The 24,611-nt window shown below is 62.5% G+C and carries 15 protein-coding genes; 3 read left to right on the forward strand and 12 right to left on the reverse strand.

Translation table 11 applies throughout. The features are described 5' to 3' along the window. Positions 1-237 precede the first annotated feature (237 nt). The 3 genes from ACFWPK_RS33620 to ACFWPK_RS33630 all read right to left on the reverse strand — a co-directional run bounded on the left by ACFWPK_RS33620 (position 238) and on the right by ACFWPK_RS33630 (position 4,391). Positions 238-411: a hypothetical protein gene (locus ACFWPK_RS33620; RefSeq protein ID WP_378922758.1), complete on the reverse strand. Its 174-nt coding sequence runs from the start codon at positions 409-411 to the stop codon at positions 238-240. 525 nt (positions 412-936) lie between these two features. Continuing rightward, the gene (locus ACFWPK_RS33625; protein WP_378922759.1) at positions 937-2,376 is read right to left on the reverse strand and encodes a serine/threonine-protein kinase; all 1,440 of its coding nucleotides are present in this window, start codon (positions 2,374-2,376) and stop codon (positions 937-939) included. A gap of 683 nt (positions 2,377-3,059) precedes the next feature. Beyond that, on the reverse strand, positions 3,060-4,391 hold the full coding sequence (locus tag ACFWPK_RS33630) for a hypothetical protein (protein ID WP_378922761.1): 1,332 nt from the start codon (positions 4,389-4,391) through the stop codon (positions 3,060-3,062). Between the two features lie 464 nt (positions 4,392-4,855). Between ACFWPK_RS33630 and ACFWPK_RS33635 the strand changes: the two genes are divergently transcribed. Beyond that, positions 4,856-6,199 (forward strand): hypothetical protein, encoded by a 1,344-nt coding sequence (locus ACFWPK_RS33635; RefSeq protein WP_378922763.1) that lies wholly within the window; start codon positions 4,856-4,858, stop codon positions 6,197-6,199. A 348-nt stretch (positions 6,200-6,547) separates the two neighbouring features. Here the strand turns inward: ACFWPK_RS33635 and ACFWPK_RS33640 are convergent, their stop codons facing one another. From ACFWPK_RS33640 to ACFWPK_RS33655, 4 genes are all read right to left on the reverse strand, one after another. Then, positions 6,548-7,246: a hypothetical protein gene (locus tag ACFWPK_RS33640; protein ID WP_378922765.1), complete on the reverse strand. Its 699-nt coding sequence runs from the start codon at positions 7,244-7,246 to the stop codon at positions 6,548-6,550. Positions 7,247-7,371: 125 nt separating this feature from the next. After that, positions 7,372-7,722, reverse strand: a complete 351-nt coding sequence (locus tag ACFWPK_RS33645) for a hypothetical protein (RefSeq protein WP_378922766.1) — start codon at positions 7,720-7,722, stop codon at positions 7,372-7,374. A 317-nt stretch (positions 7,723-8,039) separates the two neighbouring features. Further along, a complete protein-coding gene (locus tag ACFWPK_RS33650) occupies positions 8,040-8,447 on the reverse strand; it encodes a hypothetical protein (RefSeq protein ID WP_378922768.1) in 408 nt (135 codons plus the stop codon). 146 nt (positions 8,448-8,593) lie between these two features. Continuing rightward, complete coding sequence (locus ACFWPK_RS33655; protein WP_378922770.1) at positions 8,594-8,809, reverse strand: hypothetical protein; 216 nt, start codon at positions 8,807-8,809, stop codon at positions 8,594-8,596. Positions 8,810-9,004: 195 nt separating this feature from the next. On the opposite strand from ACFWPK_RS33655, the gene ACFWPK_RS33660 reads away from it, so the two are divergent. After that, positions 9,005-10,606 carry an ISL3 family transposase gene (locus ACFWPK_RS33660; protein ID WP_378922772.1) on the forward strand — a complete coding sequence of 534 codons (1,602 nt, stop codon included), beginning with the start codon at positions 9,005-9,007 and terminating at the stop codon, positions 10,604-10,606. Between the two features lie 472 nt (positions 10,607-11,078). Here ACFWPK_RS33660 and ACFWPK_RS33665 read toward each other — a convergent pair whose 3' ends face one another. The 5 genes from ACFWPK_RS33665 to ACFWPK_RS33685 all read right to left on the reverse strand — a co-directional run bounded on the left by ACFWPK_RS33665 (position 11,079) and on the right by ACFWPK_RS33685 (position 22,095). Next, positions 11,079-12,590, reverse strand: a complete 1,512-nt coding sequence (locus ACFWPK_RS33665; RefSeq protein WP_378922783.1) for an EAL domain-containing protein — start codon at positions 12,588-12,590, stop codon at positions 11,079-11,081. A 14-nt stretch (positions 12,591-12,604) separates the two neighbouring features. Continuing rightward, entirely contained in the window at positions 12,605-12,991 is a 387-nt protein-coding gene (locus ACFWPK_RS33670; RefSeq protein ID WP_378922774.1) for a hypothetical protein, read from the reverse strand. Between the two features lie 196 nt (positions 12,992-13,187). After that, entirely contained in the window at positions 13,188-13,349 is a 162-nt protein-coding gene (locus tag ACFWPK_RS33675; RefSeq protein ID WP_378922776.1) for a hypothetical protein, read from the reverse strand. A gap of 157 nt (positions 13,350-13,506) precedes the next feature. Beyond that, positions 13,507-13,695, reverse strand: coding sequence for a hypothetical protein (locus tag ACFWPK_RS33680; RefSeq protein ID WP_378922778.1), 189 nt, complete (start codon positions 13,693-13,695; stop codon positions 13,507-13,509). A gap of 165 nt (positions 13,696-13,860) precedes the next feature. Continuing rightward, a complete protein-coding gene (locus ACFWPK_RS33685; protein ID WP_378922779.1) occupies positions 13,861-22,095 on the reverse strand; it encodes a SpvB/TcaC N-terminal domain-containing protein in 8,235 nt (2,744 codons plus the stop codon). A gap of 562 nt (positions 22,096-22,657) precedes the next feature. Here ACFWPK_RS33685 and ACFWPK_RS33690 point away from each other — a divergent pair. Beyond that, the gene (locus ACFWPK_RS33690) at positions 22,658-24,529 is read left to right on the forward strand and encodes a hypothetical protein (RefSeq protein ID WP_378922781.1); all 1,872 of its coding nucleotides are present in this window, start codon (positions 22,658-22,660) and stop codon (positions 24,527-24,529) included. Positions 24,530-24,611 lie beyond the last annotated feature (82 nt).

The following is a 24,611-nucleotide window of genomic DNA, read 5'->3' on the forward strand; positions in this document are numbered from 1 at the left end:
CGGGCAGGAAGGAGACTCGGTTGAAGCTTTGACCGCCTGACCAACTGCGGTCACGCGGGGATCATCCCGTTACACCACGCATTTGGACTTGACCCAAACCGAGATGACTTCATCGCTACGATAAGAGGGGCCATCCCATGAGGACAAGTCCCTCGCCAGTTCTGAGACTCTACCGACGCCCTGCGGAGTTGTGGCGTGGTTGTAGTACCAATACCGGGCCCTGACCGGCAACGGCTCTTACAAGCACCCCATCAACACCACACCCGCGCCTTCGCGCGCGGTATGCGCGGATGGTGTCGGCTGCCGTTTCGCATTCGCCGGTGCGGCTCGGAAGTCGCCGATGTGGATCTCCATCAGCACGCCGACGTAGTGATCCTCGTCCTCGAATCCCCCGACGCCACGGCTCGCCATCCCTCGCGGGTGCCATCGCTGCGAAGACAGCTGCGGGACGGAGAATTCCGAGGTCAATCCCGGCTGACCGGCCCAGGCCAGAGCCGAAACCGATCTGCGGGGATCCGCAGCGGCCCGAATGTCTCGCCAACGATCGTTTGGCCAACGATCGTTTGTTGGACGTAGGCCTGACTCGACGTCGGTCGGGAACTCTGTTGCGGCATCGGCGGAAGGTTCCGCCCAGCAACATCCGCTCATGCCGCTGATCGCGCAAGCTGCTCAGGGCCTTGGTAGTGCAGAGTCGGCCCCGCTCGCTGGGGTGAGATATCGATTACACACTCCTTTGATGCTGTTATCGGATACCACTCGTCCAGTCGGGTTGGAAACCCGAGTTGACGTTCACGGACGATGCAGGTTCAGGCCAGCGGATCAGCTCGCGTTGCACGGAATTTCGGCATGTCAGCTGGGCTTACGCTTGGGCGCATGCCCGACCAATGTGACATCAGGGTCGGAAGGCACCGCAATCCCGAAGGTGCAGAGCCCACCTCAATTTCGCCAGACACCGCTTCCTTCAGGCAGCATCATCGGCCGCCTGAGAGTTCCTTGGCCCGCATCGGCAAACCAACCGAGCCAGCGTTCGACGAACTGCTCCCCACCTTCACCGCTCATACCAGAGGGCGGCCAAGCTACTTGTTCTGTGTGCATTACCCGAGACAACGCGAGCCCGGCATCTCGCTCAGACGGTGAGATTGCGTACGGCTCAACTACTGTGCCCGATCCGATTCGGTAGAAAGCGGTCTCGAACCAGTGGTACTCGCCTTCAACCTGGGCATCGCAGAACCAAAGACTGTGTTCTCTGCCTCTCCAGCCCTGCGCGAACCCTCTTCCTGTGATCTCCACACGAATCGTTCCTGCGCAGACCACATCGAACGGCATCACGTCATACTGGTGGGTGGCCTCTGTGGGGCCTTGGAGTACTAGCCTTCCTGACCCGAGCTGGTACGTCGTTTTTCCTCCGGTGCTTTCTTTCGTAACTCCAGGCAGAGTGTCCAGTGCCTCGTATATCGGATTGATCCACTCATGGGCGATCAGAAGCGCCGACTGCGCCAGTTGTCGTCTGCGTTCCTGCTTGGTTCTCGCGCTTGCCGCGGCGGCATCGACCTGTGACTGCTTGAGTACCTCACTGTTTGACAGCGCGAGAATTTTACTCATTGCAGGGGACGCAACCACGCGGCTAGCAGCAGCGAGTTCATCCAGAATTTTTGCAGGTGCTGGGCGAGCTTCGGGTGCTTTGGCCAACATTCGCACGATCAGTGAGCTGAGCAGCGGAGAGCAGTTGGGCGGTGGAGGTGCAGTGTTGCGGTGCTGCTCATAAAGGTCCGGCCCTTCGAAGGGGAGGTTGCCGGTCACGAGTTGGAACGCTACTACGCCCAGCGAGTACACATCGGACTTGATTGTTGCCCGTTCGCCGACCCACCGCTCCGGTGCCTGCCATGGGCGAGACCCGGCGTGTTTATAGGTGTACGTCTGAGTGTCGTCGTCGGTGTACCGCGCGATCCCGAAGTCCGCCAGGCACCACGCGCCCTGGTACCGAAGAATGTTCTGCGGCTTGACATCACGGTGAACCACGATGCTGCCCAGGTCTACGAGCGCAGTCGCGACATCGGTTAGAGCCTCTATGGCCTCGGATTCATCGAGCTTTCCGCGTGCCTGCAGGTGTGCATTGAGCGATCCCTCGGCTTTGGGCATCCGCAGCCAGAACTCGGTACCGGCGTCGAAGATCTCATCAAAGCGCAGGACGTTGCGGCACTCATGGAGATCTTGCGCCAACAGATCCCTGTTGCCGCCACCTGGCCGTTTGGCTACCTTCTTGACGACCGCACGTTTGCCGTCCCGCTCGACCTCTAACACGGAACTCATTCCTGGCGTGTCGCCGATGGGACCGATCACAGCCCACTGCTCTTCAAGCTCAAGGTACTCCGTCATGGTGCTATCTCATCACGCAGACGCACTTGAACAGCCACAGTGGGCCAAGGGAATTCGGCCGCACGCCGGCAACAGCGATGTCACTGGTGCCGCCCTATCATCCTGAGTTAGCGATCCGGATCCGAGGCTGGTTGCCCAAGCAGTGTGGTGGCGATGTCGGACTCGGCCTGCTCGAAGGGATTGCGATCGCCCGGACTGCTTCGAAGCAGGGCGCACGGAACTCGTCCACCGCGTCACCGTCTGGGTGGTCGATGAGCGCGATTCAGAGGGCGGGAGGGACTGCTGCACGAACAGGTCAACGCTGTCACCGGATCGTGCAGCAGTCCCGTTGCCTCCCTCCCACCCTCTGGTTGAGGAGTGTAACGAACATCTCACCCCGGCCAGGTGTGCACGCTACGTACTCCACGTCGTCTACGCAGCGTAAAGAACACCTCAGAATTCCTCGCCCAGTCCCGCCGGTAAGCCGATCAAGGCTGTGCGCAGCCGGCATTTGCAAGTGTCGGAGAGGCTGGCCGGTCGCGCGGTAGGCGGCATTATCGCGCACTTGTGCTGACTAAAGTCAGCGCTGATCAGCGTGCTCTGAAACGTCTTCGCTGATGAGAGTGCATTGGGGCTGCAGCCAAAGCGCGGGCGGATAGAAGTCGCCCGGATGCCTGCAACCCAGCACCGCAGACAACCGCGAGTCAGGACCAACCCGCCACAGGCGCAACTCGGCACAACAGCTGCGTGCCTTCCGTGACTCGCCCCTGACGAATCATCAATCTCGCCATCACATCGATGTTGTTCCCGAGACGAAAACCTGGTTCCACCACCGCAATCGCCTCGTCGAGACGCCCGACCGAGACCAGCAAGTCGGACAGATACGCTGCACCCTCCGGCTCCCCGACTTCCGGACGAACCCGCAACTCTTCGATCGCCTGCACGGTGCGGCCGCAGCGGTCGAGCAACCCGGCGCGTTCGACCAGTAGCTCCCACGTCATGTCGCCCGCCATGACGGCGCAGTCATCGATCAGCGCCAACGCTTCGTCCGGACTTCCAAGGTCGAGAAGCAGCGTCCAAAAGAACTGCAGGGAAACAACATCCAAAGGATTCACAGCCTTACGCAGCTCTACCAGCCCTTCGCCGATCCGGCCCGCACGAAGCAGCAACTGTCCCAGTGCGGCGTGTGGATGGTATGCCGCATGACAATTCTCGGGGTCGGGCATCGCACGGATAGCCGAAGCCACTCGATCCACGTCGACATCTTCGGGCAGGTGCTCGACCACATGGCAGATTTCTCGAGCATCGGCGCGTCCTGCCAGCAGTTCACCCAACTCCTCGTAACGCTGATCACGGATCAGCACCACGATCAACTGTTCAATGATGTTGCTGGAACACAGGTCCTCGCTCAGCAGCGCAACAGCCTCATCGACCAGTCCTTGCCGCTCGAGCACCACCGCCAACAGCTCGACGTGCAAGACAATTCCGTCGAACCCCGCACCGGGCCGCCGAAGCCGGTCGATGGCCTCGCGTAGCAACCGGGTGACTTCTTCGTCGCGACCCAACCCCACACTGATCTCAACCAGCGCCCGCGCATGCAACCAGTCATCGACACCATGCCGCAGCAGATCGAATGCCTCACCGGCGCGCCCGATGTCGGCCAGCAGCCTCGCCGAATACTCGATGGCGTCGCGATCACCGTTGACGACCTTGGAATCACACAGCGCAAGAGCCTCGTCCGTGCGACTGCAGTCGGCCAATATTGTGGCGACGGCCTTTATCGCTGTCCACCAGCCGGTCTGGGCGAACGGCCGCAATACCTCGATCGCCGCGTCGTGCTGACCGTTGCGGTGTTGCACGGCCGCCAGACCGTGTGCGCAGAACCAGTCGCCTTGCCCGGCCAGCCGCGTGACCTCCTCGAGATGCCCGAGCTCGATCAGCAGCGATACATCCCATTCGTGCAACCACCCGTCATACCAACGTCGACGCCGATCCAACTCGGCTGCATCCTCCACCGTCGGAACGATATCGGTCACGTCCAGCGATGCAAGCTGAGCTACTTCCTGCAGCTATACGGAACGCCGACCCTGACGGTCTCGGCAGAAGCGGACGTTCGTCATCGAGCGCCCGTCGGCATGACAGTGCGTGCGCGAACCTGCGGGTCGCGGTATATCGGTCACTCGCGCTGACCGAAGTCAGGGTGAACTAGTGCGCACCAAAACGTCCTACGCTGATGAGCGGGCGTGTCTTCACCGGATTCGACTGTTCGAATACGGAGCAGTGCTCAGCGGCGATTCCGTATGTCAGAAGCTGCGTCGCATCAGACCATCGCGCAGGCATCCTGACGCGATCACAGGCGTCTAGAACCAACGCAGATCCGCTCACGCGAGGCTACCTGACTGTTCAGCTCGTTCCGATTGCGCTTGGTGCACAGTCCAATTCGGCGTATGTCCTACAACCTGCAACCCGGGCCCGCGTGTGTATGTCAGTGATACGCGGCATGATCAGCCGCATGGTGTGGACGGTGCCCCTGGTATTGCCAGCGGATCTAGTGGAAACCTATGCGATCGATCTCGCAGCTGCCTACTCGGCGGGGTGGGCGTATACACATGATGACGTGGGGTTTTCGAGTGACGGTGACATGTATGTGCTGTCACGCCTGAGCCGTTACAAAGAGGGCGGAGACGAGGCGGTCGATCCCGCCGAACAGTCGTTCAGCTTCAATCTGGTGGCTCGGTACACAGCGAGGGAAGACGGGGTGCCGGTCGAGCTGGCGGTATTTCCCGGGCGCAAGAAGCATTCAGAGTTCGGAGATGCCTGGGATCTTCGGCTGACGGTGCTGCCAGCAGGCACCGTTGCGCTGAGCGGACGGCACGACGCGACATATCTGGTGGACGCGGATCTCACGCGGATCATCGGGGAATACACGACCGATTCATCTCGAAATTCGTTTGAGGAGTACACAGTCGGGAACCAGTTCGCAACCCGGATCCGGGTAACCCCTAGCGGGCGGCTGCTATGCCTGGTCGAGGAGTACGGGACGAATGGTTACGGCGGTTTCGCACCCAACCTGGTGGCGGTGACCGATGACGCGCTACGGCCAGAGCAGCGGCCGGTACTGCGAGCAGTCGCCTCCATGGACCAACAGCCGAATCATCAGCAGGCCGATCTCGATACCCGGCCATATGTGCTGTTCCAGGGGCAGCCGGTGGGAATGGGTCATCGACCACTAGGTTTCGCGGATTCGGTGATGACCCAGTGGGACTCGTTATACAGAGGACGGAAGGGGCGCTTCCTCGGTGTGCCAGAGCCACTCGCGGACGACCGTTTCGTTGTGCCGTTGTTCTCGGGAACATTCCGCGGTGGGAGCCGCGGCAACGCATTCACTTTCGCGCTCATGGACGATGAGGGCAAGGTCCTGGGCCGGCTCGAAGGTATGGATGATTGGCAGGACAGCCCGTTCACCGGCGAGTGCTACCGCCTGTCGATTGATCCGGCGCGTGGGCGCGTCTACCATCTGAACCGATACGGTCTGTACGTATGGGACAGCCATGGAACGCTGCTGGCAAAGGTCGCCACAGAGGTCAGGCCGTTCAGCGTATTGAAGAACTTCACACTGCTGGGATGTTCACCGGAGGGCGATCTTGTTCTGGTTCAAGACACGCAGCATCTGATGGTGCATATCCCGGTGCCGGGCAGTGGGGTGGGCGACGAACTCGCTGCGGCGATCGAGCTGGCGCTGGCGGCATTCGCGAAGCGACGTACAGCGGTGAAGAAGCAGTGGCCACAGGTGGCTTGGCACTGGACGTGGCAGCGGGAAGCCGGAGCCCCATGGCTGCTGTAGCAATATCCGGCAGTCCTCTCTTCGGTCAGACCAGCCTGAGGTCGGCGCATGCATGCGCGAGGTCAGCACCGTGTTCGAAACAGCGTCCTACATGACTGAGTGCATCGAATATGGGGCGCTCTACGCGCAACGGGTGCGATCATCGTTACTCGGTCCTCCGACGCGGTTTGAGCACTCACTCATCGGCAGAAGCGGACGTTCGTGACCGCTCGATAAGCGGCATTGGCGCTCACTGGTGCTGGCTGAAGTCAGCACGAGTGGGTGCGATACAGAACGTCTTACGCTGATGTCAGTAGGTTCTGGACCTGGAGATCAGAGTCTCGACCATCTCGCTGCCCAGCGAGGGCGCTAGGCCACCAGCAGTTGTTCGAGAGCGTCGTCGATCGGATAGTCCACCAGCAACCAGGTGTCGACGTTGTCGACGTAGCCACTTGTCGGCCGCCATGCAATGGCTGCACAGAGCCCGAGGGATTCACCGGATTCGAGGCTGGGGAGTCGCCAGGTCAACTGCCCTGGATTGCTGATGCCGACCGAGAACGGTGTGGTGTTGTGCGCCCAGGTGGGCGCCAAATGCTGTGTCCATCGCTGCGGAAGGTGCCGACCGATTCGAGCATGGGCGTACAGCAATTCCAGGTCCGGCCCGCCCATCGACAGCGTGGTGGCCGGTGAGTCGACTGTGAGCGCATCGAGGTGCTCACCACAGTCCGGCGCGACATCCGCGTCGGCAGGCATACCCGTTATCTGAGCACGTAATTCGAGTTCGGGAGTGGTCGCGGTTGCATGAATCTGCCATACGACCACCCAGAGGGCTGTCACTGCACGATCAACGTAGTGCCGTCGGCGGAGGATCCGGCCGACAATGAGGTCGACAGTCGCATTCTGCTTATTCCATCTGTAAACGGTGGCTCCCGAGGGCAGCTGCCATGCAGAGGTTCTTCCTCCAGCCACCGTTTGCCCGAGGCGGGTCGTGAAGACGACGGTACCGACGGGGGTAACGATCTCTGCCACGCCTACGTGTGGTTCCTGGCCTTCCTCGAGCTGAAGCATGGCCCCATGATGCTCAGTCTCCGCGACAGGAACAAACTTGAAATCGGCATTGCGGTGCGTACGGCTGACCGCGGCTCGGCCGACGGAACCGACCTGTAAGCGGCGTGAGCCGATGTTGATTCCCCCTAGACCGGACGCTTGGGCGGCGGTAGGCGGTCAGTCGGACTGAGGGTGTCCAGTCCTACGTCGAAGACGAACGGCACATCGTCGGGGCCGCCGGATAGCCACCATGTGCTGACGGTAGCTATGTCGTCGATCTCCTCGATGGTGCACTGGATCGTGGTGGGGCATGGATATGTCGATGCGGGAAGCAGTTCTCCGCCGAAGTATGCGGTCTTATCGACCAGTTGGTGAGGTCGGCCGTGTACGTCTACCAACTCGACCAGGATGATGCCCGGTTGCGGATCGTCGCTGAGCCAGTAGACAGCGATGGCAGGCAGTTCACAGCCATCACCGTTTCCCAACATCTCTTTCACCGCGACAGCGTATCGATCCGACGGTCCTCCGCAACCGGACCGGAACGTGCGCGATATTCGACATTTCAGGATGCTCCGACCGACTCGGTGGTAGCGATGTGGTCGAAGACTGATCCGCAGATGGGAGCGGCGACGTTGTTGTCTCTCTCCCGTCCTGGTGAACAACAGGGGCAGTTTCGGGCGGACAGAGGCAGACATGAACGCCCCGTTTTGCCTCACAACCGACACCCCCGCCCTGGCTTAATGTGCCTCCGGAGCAGAAGGCCGCAGGTTCGATATGGCCGGACGGGCTGTCGGTGTTCGCACGGACGCGATCCTTATCGGCGAACACGATTGGGCACTACAGCGGCGGCGATCAGGGCTACGTAGTTGTCGGTCCAGCAGTCCGATTCCTTGGTAGCCACATCGATACCGCAGCCTGCACAGACGAGGTTGGGGCCGTCCTGGCCGTCGAGCCCGCAGCAGCCGTTGCGCCGCTTGGAATCGGGATGGCGAACCGTTCCGGGCGCGTCGTCAGGATGCAAAATGAACTGCGTGGAGTCGTAGTTGATCGCATAGGTGCCTTGCGCAACTAGGGGGTCAGCGATTCGGTGGTCGGACAGGTTATCGCCGGTCTCGAAGCACTGCGATTCTTGGAGATCGCCAGTGAGAGGGTGCTCGCACTCGGTGCAGGCGAAGACGATCACCGAGCCAGTATGACGGGCACGCAGCTCGACAACCTTCATCGGTTGCTTCGATCGGCCCGTCCTCAGCAAGCACGGATGTGCCCACATTCAGCCAACGATGCCTACAGTAAGAGCCCAGGTTCCATGCCGATCACCGAGAGCGCGGTAAGCGGCAAAAGAGTGTGTACCGTACTCAGGCGCCTCCCTCAAGGCGGATACGAGCCGATCTCGGCGGTCCAATCGTCCGCCGCGGCCGACAAGGACTCGGCATCGACCCGACACGAGATGACGAACGGTTTGTCCGCCCGGGTATGCCGTTGCCACGGCGGCGAGAACTCCAAATCCAGACCGATGCTCAGATCTACCAGGCTCGCCTCAGTCGTGACGTAAGAGAAGGTCAAGTTCGGTTCGATGAAACTCATTCGCGCACTTGTGTGTTCGTTGCCAGTAGATGGGTCTGTCGCATGCTGAAGCCACTGCGCCAACGCGACGGCATCCTCCGGAGTGTCAGCGCTCGTTGAAAACCGGTTCTGGCACAGACTCCGTGATTGACCACCACGAGATGCACAGGGGCGCTTGATAGTTGATCATGTGGCTGGTGTTTTGATCTTGGACCGATGGGCGTCCTGTTCCCGCATCTCGACAGCCTGGTGATCAGGGAGGTTCGAGTTGTTGGGTCCACGGTGAGGATCGAGGCGGCGACCCGCGATGAACCAGCCGCCTGCCCGGGTTGCGCGACACGGTCACGACGAGTCCACAGCCGCTACAGTCGACGACTGGCGGACACCGCGATCACCGGACGCGAGGTCGTGATCGAACTGCAGGTCCGACGGCTATTTTGCGACTATTCCGACTGCGGGAAAACGGCTTTCGCCGAGCTAGTGCCGCAGCTCGCGGCCCGTTACGGACGACGAACGCTGCTGCTACAGCGTGTACTGCGCGCGGTCGCGCTGGCCCTGGGCGGGCGAGCTGGCGCACGCTTGACCGGCCACCTGGCCGCGTCCGTTAGCCGGATGACGTTGCTACGCCAGATCCGGGCGCTGCCCGACCCCATACAGGCGACACCGCGCGTGTTGGGTGTCGACGACTTCGCCCTACGCCGCGGTCACCGCTACGGCACGATCCTGATCGACATGCAGACCCGGCGTCCTATCGACGTACTCACCGACCGCACCGCCGCCACCCTGGCGGCGTGGTTACAGGCGCATCCCGGTGTCGAAATCATCTGCCGCGACCGGGCCGGTGCCTACGCCGAAGGCGCCACCAAAGGTGCACCTGACGCGATCCAGGTCGCTGATCGGTGGCACATTTGGCACAACCTCGGCGATGCAGTTGAACGCACCGTCGCACGACATCGGACTGCCCTGACTGCCACAAATCCACAGGTCAGCGTGCCTCAACGACCCGACATCGTCGATGTCGCGGCCGATCTGCATGGTGGGCCCGTCGAACCGCAACTCAGACAGGACCGGGTCGCGGTCCGCACCCGCCAGCGCTACGCCGCGGTCCATACGTTGCTTGCCGAAGGCCGCAGTCTGCGCGGCATCGGTATCGAGTTGGGATTGGCGCGCGGCACCGCACGCCGCTTCGCTCATGCCGAATCACCGGACGAGCTGCTGGTCAACAATCGAACCGGATACCGACGGAGCATCCTCGACGATTACAAGCCCTACCTGCATCAACGTTGGAACGAAGGCCACACTAACGCCACGAGACTGTTCGAGGAGATCCAGAAGCGTGGCTTCCGGGGCAGCGAGAAGATCGTGCGGGCATACCTGCATTCCTTCCGCACGACCGCCCGCATCCCCAAGCCTGCACCCAAACCTCCGGCAGTCCGCCGGGTCACCGCCTGGATCATGACCAACCCCGACAACATCGACTCCGACGATCAAGCGCGCCTCGATGCGATCGTGTCCGTCAGCCCGGAATTGGCGTCACTGGTCGCACACGTTCGCGAGTTCGCCGCGATCATGGGCGAGCGCCGCGGACGAGATCTCGAAAGATGGATGGCTGCAGTTGATTCCGATGACCACCCGGCGCTGCACTCCTTCGTTCGTGGTCTGCGCCGCGACCAAGATGCCGTCACTGCCGGCTTCACGCTGCCCTGGAGCAGCGGAGCCGTCGAAGGCCACGTCAACCGCATCAAGATGCTGAAACGACAGATGTTCGGCCGAGCGAACCCAGACCTACTGAGGAAGCGAATCCTGTTGAGCGACTGAACGGCCCGGCCGGCGGCTCACGGAAATTGGGCCAGATCCGATTTTCAACGAGCGCTGACAGGGCGACGGCCGCCGACCAACTCGATATCTCCGGATACCTCCTGGAACCGGCCATCTGGCAGAGGAATCGAGAGGATGCAGGGGCATTCTCCGGGCTCGATCACCATGTCGAGGCCGTATGACGAGTTCTCTATCAGCAGTACTCCCGGACATCGTCGCGAACTTTCTCGAAGACGGTGTTGTCGTGAATCTTGAACTGGATGTCGTACCCGCCGCGGCGTCCGTGCTGCACTTCCCGCTCGTTGCGAATGGTACCCGCCTTCAAGTCTGCATCTGCGGACAACTTCGTCGATCGGGCTGACGATACCTGTGTGGTCGGAGTGACCCCAGCCCCGCCCACGACCAAGCAGCCTCGACATCGCAACGACGTGACGCGCTCCGAAGGTTGGCGGTCAAGAACGGATGCACATTGTCAGCCAATGGATCCGGTGATGATGAGCGCTGTCATCTCATCTCTGGGAACGGGCGGGCTGTAGAGAAATCCTTGTCCCCGATCACACCCCAGGTCGATCAAAGTAGCAGCGACAGCAGCCGTTTCGATGCCAGTAGCGGACACACCGAGTCCGAAGCTGTGTGCCATGGCGATGATGGCCCGCACAATCGTGATGTCGTCGCCCCTACTGGACAGTCCCTGGACGAAGCTGCGATCGATCTCCAGCGAGTCCACGGGCAAACGCTGGATCATCGACAACGAGCTGTTGTAGGTGCCGAAACTGCCGATGGCGACCCGTACCCCCAGCTGTTTGAGTGCTCGAACGGTAGCTACGGTCGCGTCGAAGTCAGTGTGTTCACTTTCGACGATCTCGAGACAGATCGTCGCTGCAGGGAGTCCCGCCTGAGCCAGTGTCACGCCGAGGTCCTCGACGAAGTCCGGTTCATCGAGCAGTGGCGGGGAGACATTGATACGCAACATCAGTCCCGCACCGATCCCGGCATGCCAGCCGGCGAAGTCGGTGCATGCACGCCGGATGACCCACCAGCCGAGTCGATTCGCCAGACCCGTCCGCTCTGCTACGAGGACGAACTCCATGGCCGGTAGAATGCCCCGGGTGGGGTGGTTCCATCGGACGAGCGCTTCGACTCCGACGATTTCGGCGGTTCTCAGTTTGACGTCGGGCTGGTAGTAAACGGTGAGCTGATCTGTCTCGATGGCCTCGATTAGCTCCATCTCCAACGGCGGTACTGTCGGTTCGGCACGATTGCGCAGGAGTGCCAGTTGGTCGAGCAGTGGGTTGAGATCAGCCTGTGGCTGGCGAAGACCTGCGGCGACTAGTTCGCGGCACAAACTCCGGTGCAGCACAGGCAACGTGAGCAGAGGCCCTGCTGCTGGGATTCCCTCGCGCAGTAATCGGATGAGCCGATGGGTGTAGGCCGGATAGGTTTCGGCATCGAGTTTCTTGGAGATCCCGTTGGGCGGTGCCGAAGTGAGCACCGCTGTTCCTTCAGCGACGATCTCGTTCAGGATGGCCGGGCCTTCAGGCGACTGATTGATGCCCAGCGCGCGGCCGGAATAGCAGCAGTCGAGGATGATGACCCGAGCAGCGGCCGGGCTGTCGATATATAGATCGCGGACCGCGTCAAAGGGGATGCCGCCCATTCCGGGCCGCTGTGGATGAGTGTCGGCAACTGCGAGGTGGAGTTCGCCGCGGCGTGGGCCAAGTACGCCATGACCGGCGAAGTAGATCAGCAACAGATCCCGAGCGTTGTCGGCCGCGTGGGCGATTGCGTCCCCGATCCGAACAGGGGATGCGTCCTCGGGTAGCAGTGTGCATTGCTGGCGTTCAAGGCAACCGAGCACAGGATCGGTCATAATCTCGGCCAACGCCTGGGCTCCGGCGTGGACACCGGTCAAGCACGGAAGATGTTCGTAGCGGTCGATTCCAATAATCACCGCCCACGATGTCGCACGGTTCGGCAACCGCATCACGGGGGAATCCTTTAATTCACAGTGTCATTCGTCGAGTCGAGTACGGTGTTGAGTAGCGCGTCGACATCGTCTACGCGTTTGGCGTCAATAACGACCGACCGACCGTCTGGGTGGCGGATCTCGATCGAGACATCCGAGCGACGCGGCTGCGCGAGCCAGGTCTTCAACGACATCGCTAGCATCGACACTGCCCCGCCGGCACCCACGGCAACAGTCGCAACGTCGACGACAGACCCCATCTCTCCGTCGCCGGGCTCGCTCGACACAGCGTGGATCCTGCCACGCAGTTCGGGCTCCTGACGCAACCAGGCGATCAGCGATTCCGTACCTGCGATCCCATCACCGCCCGAAACAGCCACAATCACGTCGGTATCCGTGTTGCCGCCCGCGCCCATCATGGACCGAGCCTACTCGCCACCATCACCCGCCACGTATGCATTAATCGCACCCACCATGCCAATAATCTTCTCTCACAAGAACACTCCTGAATTAAAGCACCACAACCGATGTCGAAGACCCAGGCGCGCGGTCAGCACCGCGCCGGAGCGGCCGGATCTGCTCCGACGGGACTGCTGCACGAGTAGGTGACCGCTGTCACCAGATCGTGCAGCAGTCCCATCGGCGGTAGACCCGTGTCGCGGTATGGCGTTGCTTGCGAGGCGCGTCCAGATCGGCACGCAGGATCTCGTCGATCACCGGCTTGTGTGGGTCGAGTTTGGATCGCGTACCGGGTACTGCTTGCGTTCGGTCGGCCATGCGGACACGATCGCATTGTCGATCGTCTCGTGGCCGACGCGATACTTGCGTTGGATCGCCAACTTCGCCAGGCCCCCACGAAGATCGCGGCGGATCGCCGCGTACAGCTCGTTTTTCGACTGTCTCGCCATGAGCGCACGCCTCGCGCTCACCACTGTTACGCCGAGGGAGCCTGCACCACGCCGGAATTGGCGCGCATCGCTATCGCCGACACGCCGACCGTGCTGGGATCCACGCCGAAACCGTGCTGGAGATGACGCTCAGAGCCACGGGGGAAACTCAAGTCGTAGAACTCGTCCTGCCAGGTGTCTCGCAGGAAGACCAGGTGGCCGAAGAGATCGCTCATGAACAGGAAGGTGGTCTCGGCTTGCACGCATGGGCGAGTGCGGCGTAGCGATCCCCAGCACGACCGGACCCCTTTGCCCCCTCAGCAGCCGGGTGAGCAGCGCGGCTGACAGCAGGATGGAGAAGAAATCTATCAGGCTGATGAAGAATTTCTCGGGGTCGAGGCTTACTCGAACCACCCAGCGACGGTTCTTTGCAGCGCTATGGACGGCGCTACGGTTATGGAGCTTAGAGCAGCCCCTGTTGCACCTACGAATCTTGAAGCGTCCTCTCCCAAGCCAACGAACTTGGCCGCCTTCTCGAATCGCTCCCCATGTTCAGCTGCAGTATCGCTGATCCCAAGCCCTTCCTCGAGTGCCTCTCCGAGTGCCACGCCGCCGCGAGCAGCATCGAGCAAATCTCCCACCACGGGTATGAAACCCGCCTCATCTAGGGCTGCACCGGTATAGTCGCCGGTGCTAGCTGCGTGAGCTGCGGATGCTTGACCAAGCACGATTCCAGCGAATGGAATCGCGGCGATGAAATGGCGACCGGCCTTCGCCAGCTTTCCAGCTGCCTTCAGACCTTTTTCTGATTCCTTGAGCGCCTTCTCGCCAATCTCCTCGCCAGACTTCAGTAGCCGCGATTCGGCCTTCGCAGCTTTGCCGGCATGCGAGTCCAAGGTGGGCGTCTTGTCAGGTATGGCAGCTTCGGGATGTGGATTCGAGAGATCGGGCACGTTGCCTGTTCCGATTCCGCGGGCATTCCAGTCTGCACGCACATGCTGGCCCGGGTTCTTGATGCGCGCCACTGCGGCGGCATGGACCTCGTGAGCGAATTTGTGACCCGAGCCCATTGTCTTAGCGTTCCCTCTCTGGAAGCTAAGGTTCGTGGTATCCAGTGCACTTGCTGGGTTCGGTGCCAGATCGTCGAATGTGTGATGAACCTGCAACCCCTTCAGATCAATCCCGGCCGCTGCAGCAAGCTTCCCGAAACGGGCTCGAACGGCTGAGTAGCTATTGCGCGCATATTCTATTCCCGTGCCTGATTTTCTGTTGGATCCCAGCCCCTTGGCCGCGATTCGTTTGCTCAACTCAGCCTGAAATCCCTCTTTAACCTCTTTGTAGGTGCTAGCCTTGAAACGTCGGCCCAGGGTCTCGACGACCGCTTGCTCCCACAGTTTCCCGACCGCAGGGTCGTTGCCAATCATTCCTGGTAGGGGCGGCGCGCCGTTCTTCCCTGAAGGATCGTGGAGTCGAATTGGATTCGCGCCGCAGTACACATAGACGCAAGGACCGTCTGTAATGCCAATTGGATCGCAGTTCGTCCATCTGCCCAACCACGCCGCGCAATACCGTGCTCCGTGATAATACAAGCCGCTCTCACTATCCCGCTCTTTCCCGGTATACCGGTACCGCTTCGCAGTCTCGGTCTGGCTCCGCACTGCCTGATAAGTCGAGCTGCCGTAAGGCGCATATTCTTCGTAAGAGATGATTTTCGCCTGCTCATCAAGCTCCAGACTGGCTGATCCGAGGTGATTCCCGAACTGGTAGCGGATCAGTTGCCGAGGCGTTGGATCGTTGCCTGCGGTGTCGAGCGTGCGCGTCTCGACAAGCGCAATGCGCTGCTTGTCGTCCATCACATGCAGCGTTTCACGCTCCAGTATGGAGGTGTTGGCGCCGATTGGACCGTCATGCTTGCGGAAGATCTCGAAGCCGCCGAGGTAGATGTGCTCTTCTGTGAGGCCTGGCGCCTTCTCCCACACCTTGCGTACGCGTTGGCCTGAGGCGTCGTAGATGTAGAAGGCCTCGCCGCCGCCGCCCTTGTCGACCTGGCGCAACTGGTCCTTGTAGTCCCAGTGCATGTTCGGCCCTGCACCGCCGCCTCCCAGGTGGGGCATGCGCAGCATGTTGCCGTGGGCGTCGTGCAGGTAGGTTTCGGGTACGGCCGCGACGCCGTTGCCCACCTGCGTGCTGCTCAGACGGTTGCTCTGCTTGCCCGGCTCGGTCAGGCTGGCTTCGGCGTAGGTGTACGCGCGTGTCCAGCCCGGATGCGCCGGGTCACTACCGCGGTGCTGCATCTGCAGGAAGTTGCCGACCGCGTCATACACATAGCGCTCGGTGTAGGTGCCCATGGCGTTGGCGTCGCCGGGGTGCAGCAGCCCGACACGGCCGGCGTCGTCGGGCGAGTGCGGGATCGGCGCGCCGCCCGCTTGCCCTAGGTGCTCGCGACCGTTGGCCTGGATCAGTTGATAGAGCGCGTCGTAGATGTAGTCGTTGCTCGGCTCGACGCGCTGGTTACGGAAGTAGACGGTCTGCTGCGAATCGTCACGGATGTGGGTGATGTTGCCGGCGGGGTCGAAGGTGTAGTGCAGGTTCTGCAAGCCGCAGTCCTTGCCTGCGGGCGGTGGCACAGGCGCGGTGATGGTGGTCGGCGGTGGGTTCGGGTTCTCGCAGTCGTCGGTGAAAGCCACGCCTTGCGCCGTGTCGGGATCCACGCCCCGGCGTGTGTACAAGTCCGTCAGTCGAAAGGTCTTGCGGTCGTAGGCGTAGGTGGTGCGGATGACCGTGGCGTCGCGGGTCTTGTAGTCGATGAGTGTGCGCTGGCCCTTGGCGTCGTAGTCGATGTCGGCCACGCCGACCGGCGATGGAGGCTCGGCGGCCGGGTCGAGCGGGCCGGCCGGTTCGGCGGCGCGCTCCAGCCAGACGTCCACCCGCTCCAGCAGGTTGGCCTCGTTGAACACGGGCTGGATGACGTTGAATTTGTTGAGACGCCCGGGAGGGTTCAGGCTGCTGCGCGGGGCGATGGACTGAATGGGGCGGTTGAGCGCGTCGTAGAGCGTGCTGCCTTCGAAGGTTTCGGTGTCGAGTTGAGGGTTCAGCAGCCAGTCCGGGATGGCGGTGTACTGGCTGGAGAGTTGTCGCGTGCTGCGCAGCAGGTTGCCCTTGAAGTCGTAGGCCTCGGTCGGGTTGCCGCTGGCGTCGAGCCGTGCGTTGGTGGCGATGCCTGCAGAATCGGAGTGTCGGAGGATGCGGGTGCGCAGGTTGAGGCGCTGCGCCTCTGTTTCTTCGGCCGGCGTGGCGTTGAGAGGTGGCTCGCCGTATTCGATCTTATCGACCAGGATGTCGCGGTTCAGCGTGCGCGGGTCGGAGTTGGGTTTGAGCGGATCGGCGTCGCTGAAGGTGCCCCGCACCGTCTGTTCGACCGGGCGGCGCAGCAAGTCGTACTTCGTCGTGAAGTTGTGGCCGCGGCTGTCCCAGGCGCGAATGGGCTTGCCAGCCACGTCGTTGAGCATCCAGCGCACGCCGGCTTCCATGCTGAGTTGGTGGATGCGGTTGCCCATCATGTCGTAGCCGTAGCGCATGACAATGCGGCCGAACGGGTCGCCGGCCTGCCGGATGGCGTCGCGCACGGCTCGCTGGTTGCCTTCGATGTCCAGGTCGACGTGGGTGGTGAGGCTCTCTTCGGTGCCGTTCAGGTCGTGGCCGACGCAGACGACGCGGTTGCGCGCGACTGTCAGGAAGGGGCGACCCAGTGCATCGAAATGCACGGTGGTGGGAGTGTCTGCGTGCGCTGCGGCACGCTCGGCGGCGTTGCGCTCGTCGGTGCCCAATGCGTTGCCGATGCGCTGGGCATGCCAGGTCTGCCAAGTCACGGGTTGGGTCTTGAAGTATTCCTCGACATAGCCGCCGATGTCGGGGTCGGGGCGCGGGACGCCGGTCTGTGCGTCACGCGCGGCGCAGGTGTCGTTGCCGTCGTAAGTCGTCTGCTGCCAGGGGTCGAACACCACCTTTTCGTAGGTGTGGTTCGGGTGCAGTATGGCGATGACGCGCTCGGCCGGATCGTAGAACAGCACGGGGCTGACACCGATGCGCACGTCCAGCTCGAAGCGGTGGGTGTCGGTGAAGAAAGGCTCGTATTGGCGGACCGGCTTGCCCTTGTTGTTGTGTACGGTCCAGCCGCTGCCGACCCAGCGCGGACTCACGCTATTCGGTGTCATCAGCGGCTCTCCGTCAGCACCGACGATGATCTTGCCGGCCGCGTCGCGTTGCGGTACCGGCCCAGGCTCGGCCTGGATCTTCTGCTGGATCTCGCGGCCGAAGCCGTCGGAATAGCTGAAGCTGAGCTGGATCTTCAAACCCTGCGGCGGCAGCGAGGCGTTGACGTGGGCTTCGCGGGCGAGCGTGGCGGCGCAGGCGGATTGCCACTGCTCCGGGGTATTGGGATTTGCCTGCTGGGTGCGCTGGAAGCGGTCGAGGTCGTAGACAATGCGCGTCGTGGCGCCGTTGAGCAGCGGTGCCGCGGTCGCGTGCGGGTCGGCGGCGTCGAAGAAACCGTTGAGCTGGGCTTGCGTGAGATCGGTGACGAAGCTGGTGAGCGAGTCGCCCTCCGCCGGTGCGGACAACGGTTTGCCCATTACGGCGGTGCCGACCACCATGCCGAGCGTGTCGAAGGCGACTTCGGACCGGTTGCGGTTGGGGTCGCTGACCAGGCGCGGCTGCAACACGCGGTAGTCGTTGGCGTCCGCGGTGACCCGGTTGTTGAGCGCGTCGCGGGTTTCGGCTATCAGCAGGTCGTGGGCGTCGAAGTCGACGACGGCGTGCTGTCCGAAGGGGTCGCGGTAGCGGCGCTGCAGGTAGAAGTGCTGCCGGGCTTGCGCCGATTCAGTTGCTGCGTTGTCGGAGGGGTTCGGGTTGAAGAACGATTGTCCCGAAGGAAGCCACCAGTGGTCGTCGGCGTCACTCGCAGGGAAGCGGCCGTCGGCCTTCAGTGTCTGGCTTTGCAGATAGCCACCCATGTTGCCGGTTTGGCCTCCGAGTACAACTGCGGGATCGGGCAGCAGCGGCTCGGGGGCCTGGCCCTGGCGCGGACGCTGGAAAAGTTGGGTGAGCAGGCCGGGGGTGAAAGCGAGCTTGTAGCTTTCGCCGGGCATGGCAAGCGGTTGCAGTTCCCCGAGCGGCAGGAGGCCGGTCAAATCGTCGCGCCGGTAAAGGGTGCGCATTAGCTCGATGGGGCGGCGGCGCTGGTTGCCGGAGGCGGCGGCTTCGTACAAGACTTCCGGGGCGGTGAACTTGTGGCGTAAGCGTGCCGGCGCTGCGGGGTCGGATTCGACAAAGTCCGAGGCGTCGTAGCGGCCGACTGGGCTGGTGATTGGGTATCCGGTCAATTCGAACGTAATCGCCTCGCATGGGAGCGGGTTGCGGCGCGTGTCGGGTGAGTCGATGGCATTGGTGACGCGGTTTTCGGTGAAGGTGAGCAGCGTCGTGGTTTGCCGGTCACGATCCCACTGCTCTGACAACGGCGAGACGCGGCGGCCGTAGCCGATGGCGGCTTGTTTGAGCACGTTGCCGTAGTCGTCGACTTCCAGTGTCAGCGCGTGCTGGATGCGCGGATCGGTGGGGTTGCGCTCGTAGTGGTAGTTGAGTGCCTCGCGCGCATGGGTGCTGAACACGGCGTGGTGGTTCGAACCCCGTGGCTGGAGCGGGCGGATGGTGAAGTTCTGTTCGGTGACGGTGTAGGGTCTGCGTGCGCGCTCGATCTGCGCCTGCGTGGCGCCGGGATGGTGGGCGTCGTCGGCATAGACCTCTTGGCGCAGCATCGAGCCCTTGAGGGCACGGCAGGCTTCGCGCTCTTCTTCGAGCGTGAGCCCCTGGGGAAGCTCCGTGTCCGCCAAAAGCCGTGCGCGGGCTTGCGCATCGGTGAGGCCGGGTTCACGGAAGTACTCGCCTGGGTCAGTCGTGTTCAGCAGGCCGGCGAAGTAGTTGGACACATGCTGTCGACCAAGGTAAACGCCGGTGTGGAACCAGGTCTTGGTATGAACCGGCGGAAGATGGGTGGCCGCATCGATGTTGTCGGACGGCATTGCTCCGTTGGCAAGGGCCGAGAACTGCTCGGTGTCCCACTGCTCGACCATGCCGAAGCCGCGGAACTCGCGCTCCTCGCCGTCGAAGTAGCCGTGGTGGTAGGCGTAGCGGGTGACGAAGCGGTTGCGGCTGATGTAGTCCCAGGTTTCGACGCGCTCGACGACGTGCACTGGGAACGGCATGCACGTGATCCAGGGCTTCCCGGCCTGTTTGTCCTGCAGATAGAACTTGGTCGATGGCGCGTAGTCGACACGGGTTTCGGCACCGAGGTTGTTGACGGCCATGACCAGCAGATGGGGCTTCGAGCCGCCCATCAGGTTGACGTAGCGCATCGGCGACTGGTCATCGCCCGGCAGGCGCGACGACCAGACCAGGCAGGCGGTGCCGTTGCCGAGAAGATCGGTGGGCACGATGCTCACGAGGTCGTCGACGCGCGGGAACACTTGCAGCGTCTGCGGCCGACTCCACCCATTGCCGGACTGGTTGAAGTGCAGGCGCACGCCATCGCGGTGCAGGTAGATGATGTCGGTGGTGCCACTACCGTCGATGTCGGCCAGGCGGATGCGCTTGTGGTCGAACTTGTCGGGGTTGTCGAACCAAGGCGAGTTGTCCATCGTCACCTTGGCGCCGAACCGGCCATAGCCGAGGTTAGGCCAGTAACAAACTTCGCCGTTGCGGATGCGAACGATGTCGGTCAGGCCATCGCCGGAGAGGTCGGCCAGATAGATGGATTGGGTGCCGTCGGCGAATACGATCCGTGGGCCTTTCTCCTCCTCTAGTGCCTGAGCTACACGAAGGGCCGGGCCGAAGCCATCTTCGGCGAGCGAGGCATGCCAAACGAGCGCTTCGTTCTCGGTGATCAGCACGTCGGCACGGCCGTCACCGTCGAGGTCGACGAACTTGAGGTTGGGGTCGCGAAAGTCGCGATTCAGGCGCGAGGTAAAGGGGCGGAAGGGCTGCCAGCCCTCGTCTCCGTCATGTTCGTACAGACCGGGTGTTGGGCCTTCCATGACGACGACGTCGGGCTGTCCGTCACCGGCCAGATCCATGAATTCTGCGCCGGTATTCAGGGCCGCGTTGGGCTTGAGAGCAACGGTTTCGAGCGGGGCGAACCGGGCTTTGACGGCCTCGCTGCCGTCGGTCTGCGTCTGCGGAATCGGGCTCCAGTTGCGCTTATAGAACCAGACGCCAGCCTGCTCGGTGAGGATGCCGGGGATACCTTCGCCGTGCAGGTCGGTCCAGTGGTATGCGCTGCCGTCCAGGCCGATGGGTAGGTTCTCCAGGCTCGCCGGGTCAACCTCTTCGACGACCTCCTGCACGATGGGCACGCTGTATGTGAACTCCACTGGCGGCAGGCTGCGGCGTGCGGTCGATTCGCCTTCCTGCTTCCATCCCGTTTGCACCACCTGCTTCAGGAAGCTGTAGACGGGCCGGGAGGCAATATCAGGGTCGATCTCGTCGTCGTAGGTGAATTCGGTGCTGCGAACCACGCCCCGGTAGCCGGGTTGCGCCGCCCGGCCCGAGCCCCCCGGGCTATCAGGGATGTGGTGCAGCATCAGCACCCGCTCAGATCGGCGGCATGTGCGCACCTCGAAACCCGCGCGGTAGCTAGAGAAGGCATCCGGGCGATAGAGCCAGGGCTTCTCTGGCTGGCCCGTCGGGTTGGCCTCGTCCAACTCCCCGTAGTCGAATCGCACTTCGAACAACCAGTCGGGGTCGGTGTCCGACGGCGGATTTGGCAGGTCGCTCAGGTCCCGGGGGCGCCGTCCCTGGGCATCGAGCAGCGGCGTTTTATTGCCGTACAGCACACGCTGCAAGTAGCGATCCGCGGTGCGGCGCGAATCGGAGGCGAGGCCCCGGTTGCGCTGGTGGACCTGGCTGAACGGATCGGGTTGACCTGGCCGGAGCTGGCAGTCGCCATCCTCGCTCTTGTAGAGATAGCGAATGCCATTGCCCTTGTCATCGCGTGATTCGCAGATCAGCCATGAAAAGATGCGGCTGGCGTCGAGCGGGTCGGCAATGCGCGAATTCGTGTCATAGCCATATAGTGTGAGGATGTTGTCCTTAGAGATCGAACGCCAATGGACATCGCCGGGTGAGCCGATCTTGCTCCAGCGTTCGATGCGGGCGAAGAGCCCTTCGATGCGCGGCCGATAACGCCGCACGCGGTAGCCGTCGAGTTCATCTTCGTGCACGACGAGGCGACCGGATGAATCCCGCACCCAGAAGCCGTCCGCGTCACGCTGAAAACCACTGTGGCTGGCGACCCAGGTGCCCTCCGGGTCTCGCCGATAGTCTGGCACCAGATCTTCCGCACCCGAGAGGATGAAGACATCGGAATCGACGGCGTCGAAATACTGCGGCAGGCCTTTGTCAGTCTTGCGCGTGATCGACGGCAGCGACAAGCTCCACCCGAAGCCGAAGTGGCCGTTGCCCGAACCGGAGTCGTAGGACAGCGAGAGCTGCGGGCCGAAACCCGAGCGGCCCGGGCTGGTGGCGATAGGCACCGACATCGAGCCGGTGCCGGTGACCGGGTTCGCGGCGAACTTCTCCCCCATCCCTCGGATAGCTCCCCCGCCCTTGGGCAAGGTTACCTGCGGGGCTGACACCGTGAACGGCGTGCCGGGTGGGTTCGCAGATCCTCCAAGACCTGTGGCTTCTCGCTGCGGCATCGGTTAGTCCGGTCGGCGAGGTCTAGACATTGCCGACCCGATTCGCGCTCGACTTCCGCCAAGTTGCGAGTAGCGTCGCCGCCAATACTGAGTAGATCGAATCCGCGGTAGTTGCATGAGGCCTGCCTTTCCGTAGCCCGAGGGGTTCGGAACAGACGCTGGCACAAACCGCGCCCCTGCGTCACGGGTATCTCACTACTCGCATTCGATTGTCCTTCCTGGAAAGGCAAACAGGTAGTGCGCTACGCATGCCCCAATCCACCGTCGGGTCGAGTATTGACCCCGATCGGCATCCCTGAACGAGGCGGCGGTCCGAACGGAGAAGAACATGCATCTATCTGGGCCAGACCTGCAGCAGGTTCCGATACCGGCGCTCAGCTGGCGTCGTCCTGCAGGCCTCAAGTCTGAGTCCGGCCTCGACTTCATAAGCGCCTACTAAGGGGACCGCATGAAAGCAATCATCGAGCCCATCGCACTCGAAGCGGCAGCATTTCAAGTCACGTTGCTGCACAAGACTCTTGACATCCTCGGACTATCAGCGGCGCGGGAGGAGGTTGCGGAGCGGACCGCAGGGACCGATACCCGCGACAAGGTGCGAGAACTTCAGCGGCGCCTAAAAGTCGTTATCGACGAGTCGATGCTCGTCGACGACGTGACGTGCCTGGCGATTACGTCTGAACTGCGCGACCGTGGCCTCATTGTCGCGAGCCGCGCTTTCACTGTGCAGGGTACCGTTCGCAGGCCCGACGGCTCGATACAGCGTCGCCAGCAGTTGCTCGCTTTCGACCTCGATCTGCGCGGTGTCGCTGCCTACAAGACGGTCCGTACTACTAGCGAGATGGCGAGGGCGGGGGGTTTTGAGTTCCTCGGCGAAACCTTCTCCGACGGGCGCGGTGCGTACGAGGTCACGTTCTACGACTGGCAGTACCGGCGCGCCGAGCGGAAGACCGCCGACGTCGTCGTCTATGCCGTCGACGGCGGTTCGGACCCGCAGATCGTTGGGCGCTCGCGGATGGTCGATTCCGGGGATTATTCCGACAAGGGGCTGTGCGACGGGCTCGACGTAACGATGACCGCCGTCGACGGTTGTACCGAGTATCAAGTGCTTATGTCCGGTCTCACCGCCTTCCTCAACGAGAGCGGGTCGACGTTAGCCGGTATCGCCGGCTCCACCGACCAGATCTCCTTCGTCGCCAAGGAGCTCGAACTGGACGACGGCGATCTTCGGGTCGCGGCGCGCGCCGAGCAACTCCGAGGGGACGCAAGGGCGCTGCCACACGAGCTTCTCTATGGTCTTGGCCGGGAGGGTATCCCTCTCGACTGGACCACCATCTACGGCCGCAGGGACGCGGAACTCGTGGCGGCCCTGGATGGCGCCGTCGCTGCCAACATCATCGCCGCGACGCCGGAGACGGATGTCGCCATCTTCCTGAACGCCCTTCGCGCTCGGGCGGTGAAGGAGATCCTGTCCGTCAAGCCCGGCGAGCTCAAGCGTCCGCGACTTGAGATGCTTGCGACCGCGCTTCCGAAGGAGTCGCAGCGCATATCGTTCCTGCAGGCGATCAGCACCTTCGAAGGGAGCGACTTCCGAACATTCTGGACTCAGCACCTGAAAGACCAGCCGGAGTTCGCGCAGTTGCCGCACCTTATCCCCCGCCTGCTCCTCACTCAACAGCTCACAGCGCTGACCGGTTGCCATCAGCCGCTCGTCCGCGAACTCCAGGTCGAGCGGAAGATCGGCTCCGTCTACGACCTTGTGGGGTTCGAGGAGCAGGACTGGATCGCTGCCATCGAGAGGGTGGGGGTGCCAGAGGCCTTCTCGCCCGACAGCGCTGGAAGCGAGGGCGAGCGGGTGCGTGCCTATGCGAAGGCGCTACGGACCACCCTCGATGCGGCATTTCCGACGCGGCGGATCGCCAAAATGGCCGAGCAACACCGCCTGCCGCTGTCGGATGACCTCTCGAACGCCGTCGCCAGCTTCCTGACCCAGACCCTCCGCTTCGACATCGCAACCTCACGTGTCGACGACTTCGGGGAAGAGATTCGCGAGCACGCCGGCGCGCGACACGTCGAGATGACCAGGGAACTCCGCACGCTGCAGCGTGTCTTTCAGGTGAGCATCACGCCAGACGTGATGTCGACACTGCTCCAGAACGGGCTGCACTCCGCCCACTCGATCGCCAACATCCCGCAGAAGGCATTCATCAAGACCTTCGCAGCTTCAGTCGGGGGCGAAGACGTGGCGTTCGCGACCCATGAGCGTGCCGCGCACATCGCGACGCGCACCGAGTTTGCTGTCGCCCGCATCCTAGATGATTGATTCCAAGGGGATGCGGCACCGATGGCAGTGCCGCGTTGGTTGCCGCAGCGGTGCGTGAGTGATCGCGCCGATGTGAGACTGC

The sequence above is a fragment of the Nocardia sp. NPDC058519 genome (genome assembly GCF_042719755.1).
In the GTDB taxonomy this organism is placed as follows: Bacteria; Actinomycetota; Actinomycetes; order Mycobacteriales; family Mycobacteriaceae; genus Nocardia.

Coding starts and splice junctions, on each gene's coding strand:
- ACFWPK_RS33690 (WP_378922781.1), top strand. CDS start 22,658: ATGAAAGCAATCATCGAGCCCATCGCACTCGAAGCGGCAGCATTTCAA.
- ACFWPK_RS33640 (WP_378922765.1), bottom strand. CDS start 7,246: ATGCTTCAGCTCGAGGAAGGCCAGGAACCACACGTAGGCGTGGCAGAG.
- ACFWPK_RS33675 (WP_378922776.1), bottom strand. CDS start 13,349: ATGGCCGACCGAACGCAAGCAGTACCCGGTACGCGATCCAAACTCGAC.
- ACFWPK_RS33665 (WP_378922783.1), bottom strand. CDS start 12,590: ATGCGGTTGCCGAACCGTGCGACATCGTGGGCGGTGATTATTGGAATC.
- ACFWPK_RS33620 (WP_378922758.1), bottom strand. CDS start 411: ATGGCGAGCCGTGGCGTCGGGGGATTCGAGGACGAGGATCACTACGTC.
- ACFWPK_RS33660 (WP_378922772.1), top strand. CDS start 9,005: ATGGGCGTCCTGTTCCCGCATCTCGACAGCCTGGTGATCAGGGAGGTT.
- ACFWPK_RS33685 (WP_378922779.1), bottom strand. CDS start 22,095: ATGGGGGAGAAGTTCGCCGCGAACCCGGTCACCGGCACCGGCTCGATG.
- ACFWPK_RS33635 (WP_378922763.1), top strand. CDS start 4,856: ATGATCAGCCGCATGGTGTGGACGGTGCCCCTGGTATTGCCAGCGGAT.
- ACFWPK_RS33625 (WP_378922759.1), bottom strand. CDS start 2,376: ATGACGGAGTACCTTGAGCTTGAAGAGCAGTGGGCTGTGATCGGTCCC.
- ACFWPK_RS33655 (WP_378922770.1), bottom strand. CDS start 8,809: ATGAGTTTCATCGAACCGAACTTGACCTTCTCTTACGTCACGACTGAG.
- ACFWPK_RS33670 (WP_378922774.1), bottom strand. CDS start 12,991: ATGATGGGCGCGGGCGGCAACACGGATACCGACGTGATTGTGGCTGTT.
- ACFWPK_RS33680 (WP_378922778.1), bottom strand. CDS start 13,695: ATGAGCGATCTCTTCGGCCACCTGGTCTTCCTGCGAGACACCTGGCAG.
- ACFWPK_RS33650 (WP_378922768.1), bottom strand. CDS start 8,447: ATGAAGGTTGTCGAGCTGCGTGCCCGTCATACTGGCTCGGTGATCGTC.